The organism is Pararobbsia alpina (genome assembly GCF_902859895.1).
Classification (GTDB): domain Bacteria; phylum Pseudomonadota; class Gammaproteobacteria; order Burkholderiales; family Burkholderiaceae; genus Pararobbsia; species Pararobbsia alpina.
In genome coordinates this window covers 1-19,284 of sequence record NZ_CADIKM010000016.1, presented here as the reverse complement: position 1 = coordinate 19,284, position 19,284 = coordinate 1, and the positions used below count along the sequence as shown (strand labels likewise).

19 protein-coding genes are annotated in these 19,284 nt (G+C 60.7%); 11 read left to right on the top strand and 8 right to left on the bottom strand.

Going from position 1 to position 19,284, the window contains the following annotated elements; translation table 11 throughout:
* The first annotated feature begins 194 nt into the window (after positions 1-194).
* Positions 195-902, top strand: coding sequence for an aspartate/glutamate racemase family protein (locus HV670_RS16695; protein WP_175105977.1), 708 nt, complete (start codon positions 195-197; stop codon positions 900-902).
* A gap of 34 nt (positions 903-936) precedes the next feature.
* On the opposite strand, the gene HV670_RS31080 is transcribed toward HV670_RS16695, so the two are convergent.
* Entirely contained in the window at positions 937-1,284 is a 348-nt protein-coding gene (locus HV670_RS31080) for an EamA family transporter (protein ID WP_246257557.1), read from the bottom strand.
* A gap of 51 nt (positions 1,285-1,335) precedes the next feature.
* Between HV670_RS31080 and HV670_RS16690 the strand changes: the two genes are divergently transcribed.
* Positions 1,336-1,632, top strand: a complete 297-nt coding sequence (locus HV670_RS16690) for an ABC transporter permease subunit (protein WP_246257534.1) — start codon at positions 1,336-1,338, stop codon at positions 1,630-1,632.
* A gap of 1,624 nt (positions 1,633-3,256) precedes the next feature.
* Here the strand turns inward: HV670_RS16690 and HV670_RS16685 are convergent.
* Positions 3,257-4,273 carry a zinc-dependent alcohol dehydrogenase family protein gene (locus HV670_RS16685; protein ID WP_175105916.1) on the bottom strand — a complete coding sequence of 339 codons (1,017 nt, stop codon included), beginning with the start codon at positions 4,271-4,273 and terminating at the stop codon, positions 3,257-3,259.
* A gap of 127 nt (positions 4,274-4,400) precedes the next feature.
* Between HV670_RS16685 and HV670_RS16680 the strand changes: the two genes are divergently transcribed.
* Positions 4,401-5,312, top strand: a complete 912-nt coding sequence (locus HV670_RS16680; protein WP_175105915.1) for a LysR family transcriptional regulator — start codon at positions 4,401-4,403, stop codon at positions 5,310-5,312.
* A gap of 314 nt (positions 5,313-5,626) precedes the next feature.
* Here HV670_RS16680 and HV670_RS16675 read toward each other — a convergent pair whose 3' ends face one another.
* Positions 5,627-6,889, bottom strand: coding sequence for a transporter substrate-binding domain-containing protein (locus tag HV670_RS16675; RefSeq protein ID WP_175105914.1), 1,263 nt, complete (start codon positions 6,887-6,889; stop codon positions 5,627-5,629).
* A gap of 325 nt (positions 6,890-7,214) precedes the next feature.
* On the opposite strand from HV670_RS16675, the gene HV670_RS16670 reads away from it, so the two are divergent.
* Positions 7,215-7,553 (top strand): hypothetical protein, encoded by a 339-nt coding sequence (locus tag HV670_RS16670; protein ID WP_175105913.1) that lies wholly within the window; start codon positions 7,215-7,217, stop codon positions 7,551-7,553.
* Positions 7,554-7,644: 91 nt separating this feature from the next.
* Here the strand turns inward: HV670_RS16670 and HV670_RS16665 are convergent, their stop codons facing one another.
* The 4 genes from HV670_RS16665 to HV670_RS16650 form a co-directional block, all read right to left on the bottom strand.
* Positions 7,645-8,364 (bottom strand): 2OG-Fe(II) oxygenase, encoded by a 720-nt coding sequence (locus HV670_RS16665; protein WP_175105912.1) that lies wholly within the window; start codon positions 8,362-8,364, stop codon positions 7,645-7,647.
* Entirely contained in the window at positions 8,361-9,524 is a 1,164-nt protein-coding gene (ada, locus tag HV670_RS16660) for a bifunctional DNA-binding transcriptional regulator/O6-methylguanine-DNA methyltransferase Ada (protein WP_175105911.1), read from the bottom strand. Before ada ends, HV670_RS16665 begins: the two co-directional genes overlap by 4 nt.
* 250 nt (positions 9,525-9,774) lie before the next feature.
* Positions 9,775-10,530 (bottom strand): class I SAM-dependent methyltransferase, encoded by a 756-nt coding sequence (locus HV670_RS16655; protein WP_175105910.1) that lies wholly within the window; start codon positions 10,528-10,530, stop codon positions 9,775-9,777.
* A 116-nt stretch (positions 10,531-10,646) separates the two neighbouring features.
* A complete protein-coding gene (locus HV670_RS16650) occupies positions 10,647-11,030 on the bottom strand; it encodes a VOC family protein (protein ID WP_175105909.1) in 384 nt (127 codons plus the stop codon).
* 183 nt (positions 11,031-11,213) lie between these two features.
* Between HV670_RS16650 and HV670_RS16645 the strand changes: the two genes are divergently transcribed.
* Entirely contained in the window at positions 11,214-11,570 is a 357-nt protein-coding gene (locus HV670_RS16645; RefSeq protein ID WP_175105908.1) for a sugar ABC transporter ATPase, read from the top strand.
* A 71-nt stretch (positions 11,571-11,641) separates the two neighbouring features.
* Positions 11,642-12,190 carry a peptidoglycan-associated lipoprotein Pal gene (gene pal / locus HV670_RS16640; protein ID WP_175105907.1) on the top strand — a complete coding sequence of 183 codons (549 nt, stop codon included), beginning with the start codon at positions 11,642-11,644 and terminating at the stop codon, positions 12,188-12,190.
* Between the two features lie 93 nt (positions 12,191-12,283).
* Here the strand turns inward: pal and HV670_RS16635 are convergent, their stop codons facing one another.
* Positions 12,284-13,249: a threo-3-hydroxy-L-aspartate ammonia-lyase gene (locus HV670_RS16635; protein ID WP_175105906.1), complete on the bottom strand. Its 966-nt coding sequence runs from the start codon at positions 13,247-13,249 to the stop codon at positions 12,284-12,286.
* A 326-nt stretch (positions 13,250-13,575) separates the two neighbouring features.
* On the opposite strand from HV670_RS16635, the gene HV670_RS16630 reads away from it, so the two are divergent.
* The 5 genes from HV670_RS16630 (at position 13,576) to HV670_RS16610 (ending at position 18,662) form a co-directional block, all read left to right on the top strand.
* Positions 13,576-14,130 carry a type 1 glutamine amidotransferase domain-containing protein gene (locus HV670_RS16630; protein ID WP_175105905.1) on the top strand — a complete coding sequence of 185 codons (555 nt, stop codon included), beginning with the start codon at positions 13,576-13,578 and terminating at the stop codon, positions 14,128-14,130.
* Positions 14,131-14,148: 18 nt separating this feature from the next.
* Positions 14,149-14,442, top strand: coding sequence for a DUF1488 family protein (locus HV670_RS16625; protein WP_175105904.1), 294 nt, complete (start codon positions 14,149-14,151; stop codon positions 14,440-14,442).
* Positions 14,443-15,055: 613 nt separating this feature from the next.
* Entirely contained in the window at positions 15,056-16,114 is a 1,059-nt protein-coding gene (locus tag HV670_RS16620) for a branched-chain amino acid ABC transporter permease (RefSeq protein ID WP_175105903.1), read from the top strand.
* Positions 16,115-16,116: 2 nt separating this feature from the next.
* The gene (locus tag HV670_RS16615) at positions 16,117-17,901 is read left to right on the top strand and encodes a branched-chain amino acid ABC transporter ATP-binding protein/permease (protein ID WP_175105902.1); all 1,785 of its coding nucleotides are present in this window, start codon (positions 16,117-16,119) and stop codon (positions 17,899-17,901) included.
* On the top strand, positions 17,898-18,662 hold the full coding sequence (locus tag HV670_RS16610; RefSeq protein ID WP_425511433.1) for an ABC transporter ATP-binding protein: 765 nt from the start codon (positions 17,898-17,900) through the stop codon (positions 18,660-18,662). The genes HV670_RS16615 and HV670_RS16610 overlap by 4 nt, the downstream gene beginning before the upstream one ends.
* Positions 18,663-19,284: the final 622 nt, after the last annotated feature.

Here is a 19,284-nt window from a genome sequence, read left to right as displayed (position 1 = left end):
CGAATTGAATGACCGCAACCCGATATAGATAGTCCGTTCCGCTTTCATTGATACTGGCGGCACTGGCAGCTTGCTGCCAGTGGACTACGGAAAACGCGGTAAAAACCTTACCGGCGCACTTCGAGAAAAGTGTGCCGGGCCTGCAAGAAACTGGTCGCTATACTGACCCAATCTTTTTCACTACCTCAAATGGCATGAAAACCATCGGCGTGATTGGCGGAATGAGCTGGGAGTCTTCTGCTGAGTACTATCGACTATTGAATCAGTACGCGAAAGCTCGTCTTGGCGGCCATCACAATGCGCGCAGCCTGATGGTAACTGTTGATTTCGATGTTATAGAAGCGCTCCAGCGGTCTGGAGACTGGAAGTCGCTCGGCAAGCATATGGCCGATGCCGCCCAGCAGTTGGAACGCGGCGGAGCCAATATCGTTATCCTCGCGACGAACACCATGCACCGCGTGCATGCATCCATCGAAACCGCAATCGCGATTCCGTTTCTGCATATCGCCGATCCGACGGGTGGAGCATTGCGAGCTGCCGGTATCGAGCGCGTGGGCCTGCTCGGCACACGCTATACAATGGAACAGGATTTTTACATCGGACGGTTGCACAGCAAGCACGGTCTCGATGTTGTCGTGCCTGACGATCATGGCCGTACCGACGTCCACCGGATTATCTACGATGAACTGTGCCATGGGATGATCAACCCGGAATCACGGAAAATTTACCAGGAAATCATCAAGGAACTTGCCGAACGAGGCGCCCAAGCTGTCATCTTGGGATGCACCGAGATTACACTACTGATCCGTCCGGAAGATTCGGCACTGCCTGTATTCGATACCACTGCGTTACATGCGCGAGCCGCCATAGACTGGGCAGTTCAATCCGGTTTACCCGGATAAGTGAAGTACGGACTCGACGTAAAAACAGAACTGTTCAGTGTCGGCCAAATTTCGGCAACACGCCGATTGTCGCTTCATGGCCGGTGGCGGCCCGAAGCACCAACAGTCCGCTACGCCGTCGACCGTTTGCAAGCCGCCGGCCTAAGCCTCCAATGCCGGCTAACAGCAGCGCACCACCGAGCCATTGCCGTGGCTCCAACTGTTCGCCAAAGAACAGGGCGACGAGCAGAACCGCGGTCAGCGGCTCCACAAGGGTTGCCACCGTCAACGCATGGCAGTGGGATGCGTGGTGGGTGTCTTGCGTGCTCTGGCTCAAAAACGAACTGAAGCGCACGGTTCTAGGTCTGACACCTCGCACGGCGCTGGAGAAATTCAAAATCATGCAGATGGTCGATGTTCATTTGCCCCCACGACGACGATCGCGACGGGCGCCGTGTACTACGGACTGGCGCTGCTGCTGCGCCCGGTTCCCGGCGGATCGATCAATGAGGACCTCGCCGACGCACTGACCGGCAAGGTCGCCGGCGTCGTGCCGACGAGTCTACTGATTCTGCTCGCGGCTGTTGTGATCGTCTGGATTCCTTTTAAACGTTCGCCGGTCGGGCGCGCGGCGTACGCCACCGGCTCGTCCGAATCCGCGGCCTTCCTGTCCGGCATGCCGATTCTGCGTGCGAAGTTCGCGAGCTATACGCTGGCAGGCCTACTCGCCGCGATTGCGGCCTCTTTCTGACGTTCTTGTTCCAGGGCGTAGCGAAAGGCGTAGGAAGAAGCTGTTGTCGTTTGCTGTTCGCGTCGCTGGCAAGGCCGGCATTTATCATCGACCAGCGACCGCGATTGTCAACGATTAGAGCCAGAGGAACTCTACAAGTCACTGACCTGATAGGTGACCCGTGCAACTGTCGGGCGCAATCGGACACTAGGGTTGAGCGTCAGGGCCACTCCTGAAAAGCAGGTTTCAGCGTCCGGTTTGGGACACCTCTTTCAGATGATTCTGTCGGGCTGGTTTTTATCCTGTCGCGTCGGACAGTAGTCGACCCGGAGTAGTCGGTCGAGCGATCGTTTGTACCGGCGGCTTTTCCGCCATTGGCGGACGGTCGCTGTGCATCGCAACAGGCTCCTTGCAACCCGATTGCCGGCGGTTTCGCATAGTGTTACTTAGAGGAGTTGCTTCACGACGCGTCGGTCCATCTAGAAAGCTAACCGCGTTACAGAAACCGGCAGGAACGCTTGGTTCCTAGCCTGCGACGTCCATTTGGCGAGGGAGGGGACAGTGCACTATTCTTGTAAAGAGCAGGATGCAGCGGAGCCCCTTCTGCTCACGCAAATTCGGAGCCTTGTCGATCAAGAAACTAATGGTTGCCAGTTTGTAACCCAACGAGGGCGAAATGCAGCAAACCGCCTCTAAGCATGCGCTTGTCTTGATGGCCCTGATGTGTTCGGGGACCCTTTCGCTGTCCGTTTCAGCACAGTCGGAGTGCGCTGCGACGAACGAGGGCCTTGACCAAATATGTAACGTAAGTTGTCCGCCCGGCGAAACCGCTGCCTGCAAGGAGGGTATAGGTTCCAGCGCTCCAAAATGCGTATGTTCCGGCACCAGCACCTCACTTGATCCAACCGTTAGCGGATATCGCGAAACCCGTGCGCCGCGAACCAATGGACATTGACGATACCTACCAGCACATTGTCTGAACCGGTTACACCGCTGACAGGCAAAGAGGCCGACTAAAGCGCTTTCCATTCAGGACGTCTCACGCATCGCACGCCTGCACTGCTTTCAAATCTTGATGACGATGTCCGCGACTTGCTTCTTGATCATTTTTCGCATCGGCAGTCCATCGTCGCCTCGGTGAACGTTGAGGAAAAAAACCTCGCGTTCCCGCGCGGCATTCCTACGTCTTCAAGTGTCTGAGCGTTGTCACTTCCATTCCGAGATCTGGTTCGTGTGAACATCGAATTGCTACGCCGGTTCGGCAGGTGCGACCTCATTAATTGATCCATCTTTTTTGCGGGGCCAAATGCTGTTCGGCGGAGCCATGTCCACACTGGTTTGAGTGTCCGTTCTGCGCGGTTCTTCCGTCACGCGGGATGCTCCATCGATTGTCTCTTCATGGCCGCTCACTGCCTGACAGCGATTGACAGCACGCGACCCAAAACGGACCTCCGGCGTGCGGGAAAGCGGACGAATTGCGCTTCGCGCCGCGAAGGAGAGGGTCCGAATGTTCGCTAACCGGAAATCGGACGCCACATTCCTGCCGCTATCGCAGCACGATCTCTGCATATCAGTGGGCACCGCCACGAAAGGGCAAGTGGAGACTACCCTTCGTTTCGGGCTGCAGAGGAATGCGAAATCGACACTACGCTTCAATCTCGCTCACGTCGATGACCAGCTTGCCAGCCGCCTGTCCTGCTTCCAGCTTGCGATGCGCATCGGCCACTTGCCCCAGACTGAAACGCTGCGGATCCAGTAACGGCTTGATTTGACCATCATCCACGAGACGCCTGATCGCATCGAGGTTCAATCCCTGCGCTTCGCGGTCCTGCCCGAACATAATCGGGATGAGCACCAGTACTGTATGCAGATTGGCGCCTCGCAGATACAAGGGAGCGAGATTGTGCGTCGCTGCGCCCACCACGGTGATCACGTCGCCTGCAGGACGGATCATCTGAAAAGCTGCGTCCAGCAATGGACCCCCTACGGTGTCGAAGATGACATCGAAGCCCTTGCCGTCGGTGTACTTGTCAACAACCTCTTTTGCGTCGGTCTGAGCCAGGTTAATGCATACAGTGGCGCCCAGCTCTTTGGCCAGCGCGGCGCTTTTGTCGCTTCTCACTACTGCAAAGACCTGAGCACCGGCTGCCTTCGCCAATTGAACCGCGACATGCCCCACGCCGCCAGTGCCGCCGAGGATCAGCACCTTCGTCTTCGCGTCCAACTTGACCTTGTCGTGCAAGGCGAGCCAGGCGGTCGTGGCTACCAAAGGTAGAGCGGCGGCCTGTCTGAAATCCAGCGTGCGTGGCTTGAGCGCAATCAGCGCCGCATCCGCCACGATGTACTCCGCCAATGCGCCAGAAACGTCGCCATTTGGACCCTTGAAACCACCGGCAAACCCGTAGACTTCGTTCCCCACGCTAAATTGCGTGACATCAGGGCTTACAGCCTCTACCACTCCGGCGAAGTCAGTCTGAAGTACTGCAGGAAACTCGGCCGGGGTCATCGGCAATTTGGCTTTCCGCACCTTGGTATCGATGGGATTGACAGCGGACGCCGCGACTTTGATCAATACCTGCCCCGCGCAGGGCACGGGCTTGGGCAGATCGACCAGCTTAAATACGTCGGGAGATCCTTGCGTAGTAGCAATGACAGCTTTCATCTGATGGTCCTTAAATCAAAACACGGATAGGTGGGCGATAAGGACCATTTTATTGAACGCGGAAATAACTATAAAGGTAGAATTTGGACGCAGACTGCGAACTGTGAGTCATTAATCGAGGTGTGGCGTGCGTTTAACCCAGAAAGTATCCGGTGTCGAAGAATTTGTCCGGGTTGCCGAATCATTGAGCTTCGCGCGCGCGGCCGAATCCCTTGGACTGACAAACTCGGGGGTATCCAAGGCGATTCGCTTGCTGGAAGGCAGATTGGGTGTGCGACTCCTTAATCGCACGACCCGCAGTGTCAGTCTGACGGATGACGGAAGCATCTTCTATGAGCGAGCGAGCAAGTGGGTTGCTGAGCTAGAGGAGATGCAAAGTTCGCTTTCTCCCGTCGATGCCGAATTGACGGGCTCCATCAGGATCGAAATGCCGGTGGCGTATGGCCGCGTATTGTTCATGCCGCATCTTGCGAGATTTTTGGAGCGTCATCCCAAGTTAACCGTTGAAGTGCGAATGAGCGATCTGTACGCTGACCTTGTTGCCGAAGGCATTGATCTTGCCATACGCATCGGTGAATTGCCGGATTCGGACCTGGTCGCCCGCCCCCTCGGACGCGTCAGTCTAGGGACATTCGCATGTCCGCGTTGCCTTGATCTTTATGGCAGACCACAGCGCCCTCAGGACCTGCTGTCTCATCGGCTAATTTCTTTTGTCCAGCCGTCGGGGCGTGCCAAAACGATGCTATACCTCGACGGTGACAATGAGATCGTTATTGATGCCGCCCATGCAGTGGCGGCATTCAATAACGGCGAGGCAACGACGGATGCGACGATTAACGGAATCGGTATCGCGCAATTGCCGGTGTTTCACGCTCAGGAAGCGCTCAATCAGGGGCGGCTGGCTCAGGTTCTGGAGGGATGGGATGCACCAGGTCCCTCCATTCAACTGGTGTATGCCTCGCGCAAACATCTTTCCAAACGGGTAAGCGTGCTGATCGACTTCATCACTGACGAAGTAAAACGGACGGGGCTCGTCTGAGACTGGCGGGCACGATTGAAGATCATCTAGCGGGCCTCCTCACTGCCGCCCTGACGAGCGATGGCTTAAAGTGAGTTTGCCAAACCGAGTTAACTGGCTTGTCGACGGCCTGCAGACGGCCGGATTCGTGGTCCATTGTCGTCGACGTCATCAAACGCCGAGGCCCTATCCGAACCGAAGGGCTTTCCGTCGTCCTGCAACCGTCATCGCTTCTTCTAAAGTCCCTATGCCCGTGTTCGTCGCCATCCATCTGCCTCGGCTTTCGCTCGAGGTCTTCCGTCCGAGGTGGTCACTTTCAAACCGATGCATTCAATCTACTTCCCCTGCATGAACCAGTTTCCATAGATCTTTTCGTAGGTGCCGTCGGCGTACATGGACAGCAGTGCTTCGTTGATAGGCTTGCGCAACGGACTGCCCTGCGCCAAAGCGATGCCATATTTCTCGAGCCGGAACAAGGGGCCGACGACCAGCAATATGCCATTGCCCCGCTTCGCGGCCCAGTATTGCAGGGTAGGCGCATCATAGACGATCGCCTGCACATCGCCTTGAGTAAGCATGCGGATTCCATCGTCGGCGGTTTTCACATCGACGAACGGCAATCCACGCTGGGTCAGATAATCGGCGGCGATCGACCCTGCCGCGGTGCCGATCGTCTTCCCTGGCAGATCGCCCGGTCCGTGAATGTTGGTCTGAAGTTGCGTCACGGTTTGCGACGATGTCACGGTCGCCGTGAATTGGGCGATCAGCACGACGCCGATCAGCCACATCGCGGGAACCAAAAAACGCTTCCTCATGTTGGCGGCATCACGTTCGCCGTGCTCCCCCGTGGCGATGATCAGGATAGTCGCCCAGAGCCCTTCGCCTAATGCACGCAGGTAAGGCTTCTGAAAATTACGCTCTTGCTTGCGCTCGACGAGCCACAGTAAATTGGCTAGAAGAAAAACCAGGATGGCGGCTACGCCAAGAAGCTGACCGATGGCCCGCCAGGGAATGGAACGGAATGTGGCGAAAAACGCGCCTTCGTCCCGGGCACGCACCATGATCTGCAAGCCGGAATCAAAATAGGGAAGCGAGAAATCCACGATCTGCTCGCGTTCCGGTGTCATGGTGATGGCAGCTATCGCCACGTCCGCGTCGCCTTCCTGCACGGCACGCAGCAAATCCGACTGCGTCGGAACCGAACGCCACGCGAATTCGACGTGCATTCGACGGGCCACTTCGTTCCACAGGTCAATGCTGAAGCCGGCCGGCGGATCGGAATGTGGCAAGACGAACGGCGCCATTGCGGAGACCGCCACCTGCAACGGCCGATCTGCGGCGGATGGCAAGGCGACAGCACTTGTTGCGTCGTAAGCGACCGGAAGCGCCTGGTCACCGCTGCGAGGATCAAGACTGGGTGATTGATTGGTGGTGGAGCGCGGGTACGTGCTGCATTCAAGTCGTTCAGGGGCAGACGTGCCACACCGCCAGCCTGAGTCCGCAAGTGTGGCCCGTGCTCCCGGAACGAAAACGACAACCATCGATAGCAGCGTTACCCGAGTCACCGCCTCGACCAGCCAGCTTGAGATCCTGTTCAATGCGCCTCTCCCGAGGATGGGGCACCTGAAGCATCGCCTGTGTGTGCACGTTTCCGCTCGGTCGAGTGTCACGTCGAAGCGTGCCAACTGCTTTCGGTGCCGGCAGCCCCACCGGAAAATGATGCGCATGGAAAGTCATCCGGTAATGATAGCCGTGGTAGCCGCCCGCGGGAAGGCCGCTGCCTTGCTGCATCGCGATCGCGAGCGCATGGACGCCCGCCGAACGATTCAAGCAGTTTGTTGCATCCACCGGTTGAATCCGCTGGGAATAGGCGGACGGTACACTTCCATTTCATTTACATCGCGATCCGAAGTCCCAGACCTTATGCCGCCCCGCCAATCCCGCCGCCATCACTACAGTGTCTACGTAGTCGAGCTGTCGGCGCGCGTTTGGGACGAGCCGCGTTTTCGCAAGGCGAATCCTGACTACATGTTGGCCAAGCCCTGCGTGTATGTCGGGATGACCGGTCTCGAGCCGGATCTGCGCTTCGACAAGCACAAGGCCGGCATCCAGTCGAATCGCTTTGTGTTTGACTACGGCGTGCGTCTCATGCCCGAACTCTATGAGATGTACAACCCCATGCCCTATGCGGGGGCGCAGGAAATGGAGGTCGAACTCGCAATCGGCCTGCGCGAAGCAGGCTACGGGGTCTGGCAGGCCTGAGGGTCTACCAGGCAGGCTCGTCTCACCTCGCCAAAGCCGGGCGGATACGCGGTCTACTGCCGCGCATCGGAATCAGGCAGCGTCACCTCGCTCAACTCGCATCATGGAAGATCACACCGAGTGTGTGACGATGCCCCGAGCGTAACCGGCTCACCCCGTGACGCAGATTGACGCGATAGACGCCCCGCGCACCCTGCACGGGCCGGTGGTAAACCGCGAAGACCACCGCGTCGCCCTGCGCGAGCGGCACGACCTCGGGGCGGGACTGCATGCGCGGCCGCTGCTCGGTCAGCACAAACTCGCCACCCGTGAAATCGCGTCCCGGCTCGGAGAGCAGGATCGTGACCTGCAATGGAAAGACATGCTCGCCGTACAAATCCTGATGCAGGCAGTTATAGTCGCCAGCCGCATACTGCAGAAGCAGGGGCGTCGGCCGCAACTGGCCCGCGTCGTGGCACCGCGCGAGAAACGTTTCGAGCCGCGCCGGATAACGAACATCGATGCCCATGGCCTGGTTCCAGCGATTCGCGATCGGTGCCAGATGGGGGTAGAACCCTGCGCGCAATGTGGCAACGGGCTCGGGAAGCGGATAGCTGAAGTATTTGTACTCTCCGCGCCCGAAGCCGTGCCGTCCCATGACGACACGGCTGCGAAACTGTTCATCGAACGGATACAGTCCGGCGATCTCTTCACACTCATCGCGCGACAGCAGGCCAGGGATCGTCGCACAGCCTTGCGCATCGAGTTCGGTGCTCAAGGCCGGCCAGTCGAGGTCATGAACGGCGGCTCGCTCCTTCGCCAGCGTATTCATGCGCCAACCTCCGCCTCGTCCTGCGACAGTGCGTCACGCTGCCCGGCCGCTGTATCGCCGCCGCCCGCCGCGTCCAGCCCCTTGCCCGCTTCACGATCGAGCAGCGCCCGCTTACGTTCCACCCCCCAGCGATAGCCCGACACGCTACCGTCGCTCCGAACGACGCGATGGCACGGAATCGCGACAGCAAGGGCGTTCGCGCCGCATGCCTGCGCGACCGCGCGGACCGAACGGGGCGCGCCGATTCGGGTAGCCACCGCGCTGTAGCTTGCCGTCTCGCCCGCCGGAATCTCGCGTAAGGCTTCCCACACCCGTTGCTGGAAAGCCGTGCCGCGTACGTCGAGCGGCAGGTCGAGTCCGATGGCTGGCGCTTCGACAAAACCGACCACGCGTGCGACCAATTGCTCGAACGCCGGATCGCCGCCGATCAGGTTCGCACGCGGAAAGCGGTCCTGCAGGTCGCGCGCCAGCACATCGGGATCGTCGCCGAGCAGAATTGCGCAGATTCCGCGTTCGCTCTGTGCAACCAGGATCGAGCCGAGCGAACATTCGCCGATCGCAAAACGGATCTCCGCACCGGCGCCACCGTTGCGATAGTCGCGTGGAGTCATCCCGAGGACAGCATTCGATTTAGCATAGAAACGGCCATTTGAGTTATAGCCCGCATCGAAGATCGCCTGGGTCACAGTCTCGCTGCGATCGAGTTCGCTTCGTACGCGCTTCGCGCGATGCGCTGCCGCATAGGCCCGCGGGGTGAGTCCTGTGGCCTGCCGGAACACGCGATGAAAGTGGAAACGGCTCATGCCGATACGCTCGGCAAGCGTTTCAAGGTCGGGCAGGGTGTCCGATTCTTCGATGATTCGACACGCTTCGGTCACGATTGCCGCATGGTGTTCGGCGCGGGGCGGGCCGTCGGGCTTGCAGCGCTTGCACGGTCGGAAACCCGCGGCTTCGGCAGCTTCGCGGTTCGTGTGGAAGGTGACATTCTCGGGGCGCGGCAGCCGTGCCGAGCACGAGGGCCGGCAATAGACGCCTGTGCTCGCAACTGAGTAGAAGAAATGGCCATCGGCTGCGAGATTGTGCGCGACGACGTCCGCCCAGCGCGGATCGCACTCTGTCTCGGCGGCACGGGATGCCTTGTCTGCTGTAGTGGTTTTCATGATGGAGTCCTCTTAACAGTGGTCCGATGGGTCCAATGTATCGACGCGACCGGACGACCGCACTCCGTTGCTTGCTTTCGAATTCGAAGGCGAGCGCAGCCACTCCTTGATTCTAGGCCTCGAGACAGGACTCGGCGCGGGCCTCGGTATGGGACTTGGCACGGGCCTTGGTGCACGCCTGCGCCGCGAGAACCAGGCCGGGCTACCCTCGACACTGACGAGGATGGTCTCAGCATTGAGCGCTTGCGGGCTACGCAGTCCCGGCCAGCCGGACGTTCTTCACGCAGACAAGCAGAATCTCATCGATCCCGGCCATATCGGGCAGCCCTTCGGAGAACACCAGCGGCTTCTGGAAACGCATGCCGATCGGCATCAGCACCCGGTTGTACAGCCAGGCGGCGAAGCGGGGATGGTGGGTCAGCCCCCAGACGCCAAAATCCAGCAGGCGCGACGATTCCGGCTGCATGCCGTATGCGGCGCTGCGCTCGATCATCAGTCCGTGCTGTGTGAGCGTATCGCGCAGATGCTCGGGTTCGTAGCGGCGTCGATGGCCGACCAGATCGTCGAACGACGTCCATTTCGAAGGGTGCAGCGGAACCGATAGGAGGAGCGTTCCGCCTTCATGCGTGACACGCACCAGCTCGGCTAGTGCGCGTTCGTCGTCATCGACGTGCTCGACGATATCGAGCGCACATACGAGTTCAAACGACCCATCGGCAAACGGTAGCGCGCTGATCTGGCCGACCCTTGCGTTCGCGCCGTGCTCGCACAGGTTCCTGACGGCCGGCGCGCTGAGATCGACGAACTGCGTATGCTCGATCGGCAGCCGCGGCCGCAAGCCCGGCGCGACCTCGAGCCGCGTTGCGAAACGCTCGGCCAGCGGGCGCACGAGCGGCCAGGTATTGAAATGCTGGGCCTCCACAAGACTTGCGCCCAGCCATAGCGCGTCGTAGAACGCGCGGTTGGCCTCGATGAGTTGAGAATCGGTTCGTTGAGTGGGCAGCATCGGTCGCTCGGCGGTTGCGTCGCTTACGTCGACTACGTCGGTCGCAATGATTGAGCCAGGGTGGAGTGCAAGGCACGGCTCGAAGCCCGCCTCCCCGTCCCGTGTCGTCCGGAAACCTATCCGAGCGGCCTGGCAACGCTCAATTCGTGGCCGTCCGGATCGCTAATATGGAAATAGCGCTCGCCCCACGGCGCGTCGCTTGGCGCATGGCTGGGCGTCAGGCCCGCGTCCAGGGCCTTTTTGTAGATCTGATCGACGTCCGATACATGCACGATGAAGCGGCCCCATCCCTCGATGCGCTCGTGGGTTTGCGCGATCAGGTTCAGGAATGATGGGCCGCATTCGAGGCTCGTGAAGTCCTCGCTGGCCCCGCCGTGCCTGACCTCGAAGCCCAATGCTTCATAGAAGCGCACCGACGTGCGCATGTCGCGGACCGCGAGGGTAATGGCGCTCAGCGCTTCGATTCTTACCTGCTGTTCTTCACCGGCAGATGTATTCATCGATCGGGTCTCCGCGTCGTTCGATACATCTTAGAGGGCCAGGCGAGGTTTGGCGAGCATTCGGACGGCCACAGGCCGTCGCGTAATGCGTCGTTTTGTCAATGGGCTAGCATTACGCGGCGCCTCATAGGAAAATCCCCGTTCCGCGCGGGCAACGGCCGCGCCCGACCATGTGGTCTACCCATGAAGAATGTGTTACTGCCCGCCGTCGTGGCGCTGGCCGCCTGCTCGAGCGCGAATGGCCCCGGTATGAGCGGTCCCGAGGTCCGGGCGTCCGCGCCGTTGATCTACGTCCAATCGGCGCGCCAGCCGGACGACATCACGGCCTGCCTGCACGAGCGGGTCTTCTCGGTGCATGAGACGAGCGTGGGCAGCGCGACGGAGATCGCGATCGGGCCGCGCTCGAACGCCGTCGACTGGCTGATTACCCTGACGCCCTCAGGCAATGGTTCGATCGTCAAGGTTCAGAAGTCGGCGAATGCGTCTGACGACATTCCCGAACCGGAACTGCGGTTCGACATCGCGCGGTGTACGACCTGATGGGCTGCGGCCAGGGCATGCCCCGGGTATCGTTGCCGCCACGATCTTGCTGATGGACAGGAGTTTGATACATGAAGAAGTCGCGATTCTCCGTGCTGGCTATCGCGGTCTGCACGCTCGCACTCACGGCTTGCCATTCGAAAGTCTCACTCGACGAGAAGACGGCTCCCGCGAGTTCGGCAAGCGCGAGCCAGGATGCATCGCTACCTGGCGCCGCGGCACCGGGCGTGGCGGTCAGCGCGCCAGGCGTTCAGACGGATGCGCTCCACGATCCGGCGAGCCCCTTGTCCAGGCGCAGCTTCTATTTCGATCTCGACAGCTATGCCGTGAACACGGACGACCGCTCCACGCTGACGGCTCACGCAAAATACCTGCTCAGTGACCCGAAGCGACATTTGCTGATCCAGGGCAACACGGATGAACGCGGCACCACCGAATACAATCTGGCGCTCGGCCAGAAGCGGTCAGAAGCTGTGATGCGCACGCTCGAAACGCTCGGCGTGCCCGATAGCCAACTCGAGGCCGTGAGCTTCGGCAAGGAAAAACCGCTCGTCGACGGACACGACGAGGCGGCCTGGTCGAAAAACCGGCGAGTCGATCTCGTCTACGTCGCGCACTGAGGCGACGGCCTGCGCGCCAGGGGGACGGCGCCCGTCGCATGCTTGTCCTTGCAAATTTCCTAATATCGAGCAGGCCGCGAACTCGATCACGATCTAGAGGCTAGTCGTCAGCGCGCAGAACCGGTCCAGATCGATGTTCCCGCCGCTGACGATGATTCCAACGCGCTTGCCGAGCAGCGACGCCTTCATCTCGCGTGCCGCAGCGAAACTCAGGCAGCCCGTCGGTTCGACCATCAGCTTCATCCGGGAAGCGAAGAAGCGCATGGCATCGACGAGTTGCGCATCGCTTGCCGTGAGCACATCGTCGACGTCGCGCCGGATGATCTCGAAGGTATAGGCGCCGAGGTGCTGCGTCTGTGCGCCGTCGGCGATGGTCTTGGGCGTGTCGATATGCACGATCGCGCCCGTGCGGAACGACTGTTGGCCGTCATTGCCGGCTTCGGGCTCGACGCCATAGAGTTTGCAGGCAGGCGCAAGCGCTCGCGTCGACAGGGCCGACCCCGAAAGCAAGCCACCGCCACCGAGGCAGACGAACAGGGCGTCGAGCGGCCCCGTTTCCTCGAATAGCTCCTTGGCCGCCGTCCCCTGGCCGGCGATCACGTCCGGATGGTCGTACGGCGGGATCAAGGTCAGGCCTTCGTCTTCGGCAAGCTTGCGGCCGATCTGCTCGCGGTCTTCGGTGTAGCGGTCGTACATCACGATCTTGCCGCCGTAGCCTCGCGTTGCCGCAACCTTCGAGGCCGGCGCATCGTGCGGCATGACGATGGTTGCGGGCATGCCGAGCAGCGAGGCCGACAACGCAATCGCCTGTGCATGGTTGCCCGATGAGAAGGCGACCACGCCGGCGCGCCGCTGCGATTCATCGAACTTCGACAAGGCATTGAACGCGCCGCGAAACTTGAATGCACCCATGCGCTGGAAGTTTTCGCATTTGAAGAAAACCTCCGCGCCGATTTCCGCGTCGACCGTGCGTGAACGCATGACCGGCGTGCGATGGGCATGGCCCTCGAGTCGTTGCGCGGCGGCCGCGACGTCGTCAAAAGTGGGGAGTGTCAGCATGGGTGGCTCGCTCAGCGTGAAGCGTTCAATTATATCCGGACGCGTTTTGCGCCCTGGCATCCTCACTCAGGATCCACGGCTGCCAGTATGTCGAAATGACATAAATTGTGAGAAACACCTGTTTTCAATCGTTTGCGTAAAAAGGTGAGCAGACGTCCCCTCTCCGCTGAGGAATCCTGCTCGCCCACTTCCCCGTTTTGATCTCTCGGGCACATACCTTGCATGTTTTCCTATGCGGCATCCGTTCGCCGGGTCGACGATCGTTCGCTGATCCGCAACGACCGGCGCCGCGACAACCGCGACAATTCGTCATGGAGGACAGTCTGATGAGTGGAAATCTAAGCGGAATCAAAGTGGCAATCCTTACGACCGATGGCTTTGAGCAGGCCGAGTTGTTCGAGCCGAAAAAAGCGCTCGAGAAAGCGGGCGCGACGGTGCACGTGATCGCGCCGAAGGCAGGCACCGTGCAGGGGTTCAAGCACTTCGAGAAGGGCGATACGGTCAAGGCCGACAAGAGCTTCGACGAAGCCCGCGCGGAAGACTACGACGGTGTGGTGCTGCCGGGCGGCGTCGCGAACGGCGATGCGCTGCGCATGGTCGAGAAGGCCCGCGCGTTTGTGAGGACGGTCAACGACAAGCATCGACCCATCGCCGTCATTTGCCACGGCGCCTGGCTGCTCGTGTCGACAGGCATCGTGAAGGGTCGCACCGTGACGAGCTGGCCGTCGCTGCAGGACGACATTCGCAACGCGGGCGGCAAGTGGGTCGACAAGGAAGTGGTGCATGACGGCAACCTGATCTCGAGCCGCAAGCCCGACGATCTGCCGGCATTCAATCGGACCTTGCTCGAAGCCTTGGTCAACGTGCACGCGCATCACTGACGAAACGAGAGCAAAGCCATGCGTATCGAATTCCCGGCAGGCAAGCGCGAATGGAACGGCGCGGAGTTGATGGTCGATTTCGTCGCGACGGTCGACGGTGCCACGGTACTTTGCTCGATTTCGGCAGAGGCGCTCGAAGATCACTTCGGCGCGCCATCGCCGTTGGAAGCCGACATGCTGAGCGCGTTCGACGGTCATGTCCGGCGGATCCACTTGATCTGCCGGCGCACGCTCGAAGGCAGTGGAGGCGAGCCGGTGGTCCTGCGCAGCGGACTGATCAGAGTGTTCGATGCCCGGAACCCACCGGCCTGAACCCGACCCCGTCTCGTTTAGGGCAGGAAGGATGTCAATGCGGGCTCGACAAGGGAGGGGCATTTCGTGTGCCTGGCGCTCCGAGTCATATTGAGACCGGGATGGCTCCGGCTCTCCTCGATGCGCGAACCGACGCTCTTAAGCGGGTCTCGCTCTCTCTAGAGGCATCCCAACATTCTGCTTGCATCCATGCCGTCTGCGAAGGCATCACCACAAGATATCCACAGACTTACCAACAGAATTTGTGGATAAGTCAGCTGCTCCCGATACAGGGTTGTTCCTTATATGGATCGTTGCGCGTATGTGCGGAGGGCCATGACACGGGGCTTGGCGGCAAGGCTCGAATGTTCACATAGTGGATTGGAACCTCGTAATGCCCCCGGTGGGAATCTGACACAAACGTCACGATCGTCTCACTCGCGGGTTTCCGTCGGCCCGGACCAACACGCGGCGGAGCGCGTCGCGTTCGTGCTCCCGGGGATCCGGGTTGACGGACCGGATTCGAGAATGATATTGACATGGCACGACGATAACTGGCATATCGTCGAGGCACTTCAGTCGACGTTGCTGACGAAGGAGCGGCACCTTCGTCGGCCATCATTTTCGAGGACCTATGGACTTATCGATTGCCGCGATTCTTGCGCAGGATGGCATCACGAGCGGCGCCATCTATGCGCTGCTCGCACTGGCGCTCGTGCTGGTTTTTTCGGTCACGCGCGTGATCCTGATTCCGCAGGGTGAGTTCGTGTCCTATGGGGCGCTGACGCTCGCGAGCATCCAGACCCACAAATTTCCGCTGACCTGTACCTTGCTGCTCGTGCTCGGCGCCGCGTGTTTCGTGCTCGAGACCGTCGACGTATTGCGGCATGCCGGGCGACGCCGCCTGGCCGTGCGGCTGTTACCCATGGCCGCCGGCCGCTACCTGTTGTTTCCGCTCGCCGTGTTTGCGATCACGCATGCGCTGAGCGCGCGCGCGGCCTTGCCGATGGCCGTGCAGGTCGCGCTGACGCTGCTGGTCGTCGTGCCACTTGGCCCCTTCATCTATCGGCTCGCGTTCCAGAAGGTCGCGGAAGCGAGCACCCTGTTGCTGCTGATCGTATCGGTCGCGGTGCACTTCGCACTCGTCGGACTCGGCCTGCTGATGTTCGGCGCCGAGGGGTCGCGGACCGACAGTTTTTCCGACGCGACATTTTCGCTCGGCAGCCTGTCGGTCTCCGGGCAAAGCCTTGCGGTGATCGGCACGGCTGCGATCCTGATCGTCGCGCTGTATCTGTTCTTCGGCCGGACCTTGATGGGCAAGGCCCTGCGTGCGACGTCGATCAACCGGCTCGGTGCGCGCCTGGTCGGGATCGGCACGACACGCGCGGGCAGCCTCGCATTTACGCTGGCGGCCGCGCTCGGTGCGCTGAGCGGCATTCTCGTCGCGCCGCTGACGACGATCTACTACGATGCGGGTTTCCTGATCGGGCTCAAGGGCTTTGTCGGCGCCATCATCGGTGGCCTCGTCAGTTACCCGGCAGCGGCGGCGGGCGCGCTGCTCGTCGGACTGCTCGAATCGTATTCGTCGTTCTGGGCGAGTGCGTACAAGGAAGTCATCGTGTTCGCCCTGATCATCCCCGTGTTGCTCTGGCGCAGCCTGACCACGCCGCATAGCGACGAAGGCGAGGAATGAGCATGGCCACGATGCTGCGCAACAAGCTGTTCTGGGTGTTCATCCTTGTCGTGTTCGCATTGCCGGTCTTGCCGGCGCCCGTGCGTACGCCGGAATACTGGGTGACCCTGCTCAATTACATCGGCCTGTATTCGATCGTCGCCATCGGCCTCGTATTGCTGACCGGCATCGGCGGCATGACGAGCTTCGGGCAGGCGGCCTTTGTGGGACTGGGTGCCTATGCGACCGCCTTGCTGAGCACCGGCTATGGTCTGTCTCCTTGGCTCGGGTTGCTCGCGGGTCTGCTCGTGACGACCGTCGCGGCGATGCTGATCGGCGCGATCACGATGCGGCTGTCGGGCCATTTCCTGCCGCTCGGCACGATTGCATGGGGTCTTTCGCTGTTCTTCCTGTTCGGCAATCTCGATGTGCTCGGCAAGTACGACGGCATCAATGGCATTCCCGCGCTCGACCTGTTCGGCTGGCAGCTCGACAGCGGCCGGCGCATCTACTACCTGATAGGGGTCGTGGTGGTCGGCGCGGTGATCTCCGTGCAGAACCTGCTCGACAGCCGGCCCGGCCGCGCGATTCGCGCCTTGCGCGGGGGCGGGACGATGGCCGAGGCGATGGGGATCAACACCGCCTGGATGAAGGTCGTGATCTTCACCTACGCGGCGATACTCGCGTCGATTTCGGGCTTTCTGTACGCGCATTTGCAGCGTGCGGTGAATCCCACGCCGTTCGGCCTCAACTACGGGATCGAATTCCTGTTCATGGCCGTCGTCGGGGGCGTCGCGCATGTCTGGGGCGCGGTGCTCGGTGCCGCGATCCTTACGGTGCTTCAGGACTGGCTGCAATCATTCCTGCCGAAACTGCTCGGCAGTAGCGGCGATTTCGAGGTGATCGTATTCGGCGTGCTGATGATCGTGCTGCTCCAGTTCGCACGCGACGGTGTGTGGCCGTTTCTTGCGCGATGGTTTCCCGAACGCCGGCGCGCCGATCCTGTACGTGATGTACCGGCCTTGCCGCAACGAAGCAGGCCGACGGCGGCTGAGCCGCTGCTGGTGGTCGACAGGATCAGCAAGACCTTTGGCGGCCTCGTCGCTGTCAATGAAGTCAGCTTCACGGTCAAGGCCGGCGAGATCGTCGGGTTGATCGGACCGAACGGGGCAGGCAAGTCGACTACGTTCAATCTTGTCTCGGGGGTTCTTCAACCGAGCAGTGGCACGGTCATGTTTCATGGGGAGCGTATCGACGGGCGCCCCGCGCGCGCGATCGTCCGGCGCGGAATCGGCCGCACCTTCCAGCATGTGAAGCTGCTGCCGGGCATGAGCGTGCTCGAGAACGTCGCGATTGGTACGCATTTGCGCGGGCATAGTGGCGTATGGCGCAGCATCGTGCGGCTCAATGGTGCCGACGAGACCCGCCTGCTGGCCGAGGCGGCGCGGCAGATCGAGCGCGTGGGATTGGAAAAGCATCTGCATGACGAAGCAGGCAGCCTCGCACTGGGTCAGCAGCGAATCCTTGAAATCGCGCGGGCGCTCTGTGTCGACCCGACCTTGCTGCTGCTCGACGAGCCTGCCGCGGGCCTGCGCTACCAGGAGAAACAGGCGCTTGCCGTCTTGCTCAGGAAACTCAGGAGCGAAGGCACGAGCATTCTGCTTGTCGAGCACGATATGGATTTTGTGATGAATTTGACCGATCACCTGGTCGTGATGGAGTTCGGGACCAAGATCGCCGAAGGCAAGCCCGCGGAGATCCAGGCCAACCCGGCCGTGCTCGACGCCTATCTCGGCGGAGTTGAATGATGACGAGCGACACACCGCGTATCGTGCTCGAGGTCGCCGGACTTTCGGTCCGGTATGGCAAGGTCGATGCCTTGCGTGATGTTCACCTGAGCGTGCGTGCAGGGCAGATCGTGACCGTGATCGGTCCGAACGGCGCGGGCAAGTCGACCTTGCTCAATGCGTTGATGGGAGCGTTGCCGGTCCAGGGTCATGCGAGCGGGCGGGTCAGCTATCTCGATGAGGACTTGAACGGGGTCGAGATCGAGGACCGGGTCGCGCGTGGCATGTGTCTTGTGCCGGAGACGCGTGCGCTGTTTGCGTCGATGACCATCGAGGACAATCTGCAGCTTGGCGCGTGGCGCCGCAGGAAAGCGGGCACGCGGGACTATCTCGATCAACTCGAGACCGTGTTTTCGCTGTTTCCGAGACTCAAGGAGAGACGGCGACAGCTTGCGGGCACGCTTTCGGGTGGGGAGCGCCAAATGCTTGCGATTGGCCGGGCGTTGATGGGCAAGCCCGACTTGCTGATGCTCGATGAGCCTAGCTTGGGGCTTGCGCCGTTGATCACGCGCGAGATTCTTCGCATCGTGAGCGAGCTGCGTAAGACCGGGGTCGCGACCTTGCTGATCGAACAGAACGCGCGTGCCGCACTTCAGATTGCAGACTTTGGGTATGTGCTCGAGACGGGGGACATCGTGCTTGAAGGCGTGGCCGATGCACTTGAGAGTAATCCGCGCGTGATTGAAACCTATCTGGGTTTGGCCAAACGCGAAATGCCCTGAACGAGGGTGGTTGGCGGCCCGTGCGGGTGTGATGGTGGTCCATGCGGTCATGGTGGCGACGACAACAAGTCTGATGCTTTCCCAGCAGCAGGAGATATGGCCCCCTACGGCGACCAGGGGAGCACCAGGCATGACCCGCCCATCAAGGCGGAGCAGCGCAGGGTCAACGTGGCTCTATGTCGAGCGCTGCCTCGGTTTGACCACCTCATGGCAGATCGCGAGGCGCGCGCGCATGCCAACAAGGCTTCGACGGATCGGCCCTTCGCTTAGCGCTTGAGTCTCGGACACTGGCTCCAGTTGGCGAGCGTGCAGCGGGTGGCCCCGAGGCGGGCATCCCTTCGTCAACCTGGTCGAACATCTATCTGAACCATCGAACCAAACCGTCCATTGCAGCCCGAGGGTGCTCCTTGCGAATCGATGGAGTCCGCTGATATGTCGCACCCATCGTCTTCACGCCTACGCAATGAGACGATTCCGAACAATTCTCGAAGGCACTCACCACGCATCGATGGTGTGCGCTGATATGCCGCACCCATCGTCCTCATGCCTGCGCAATCAGACGATTCCGAACAATTTTGAGTTTGTGTTAAGCGCCGCGAATTAGCACCTTCTGACAGTATTT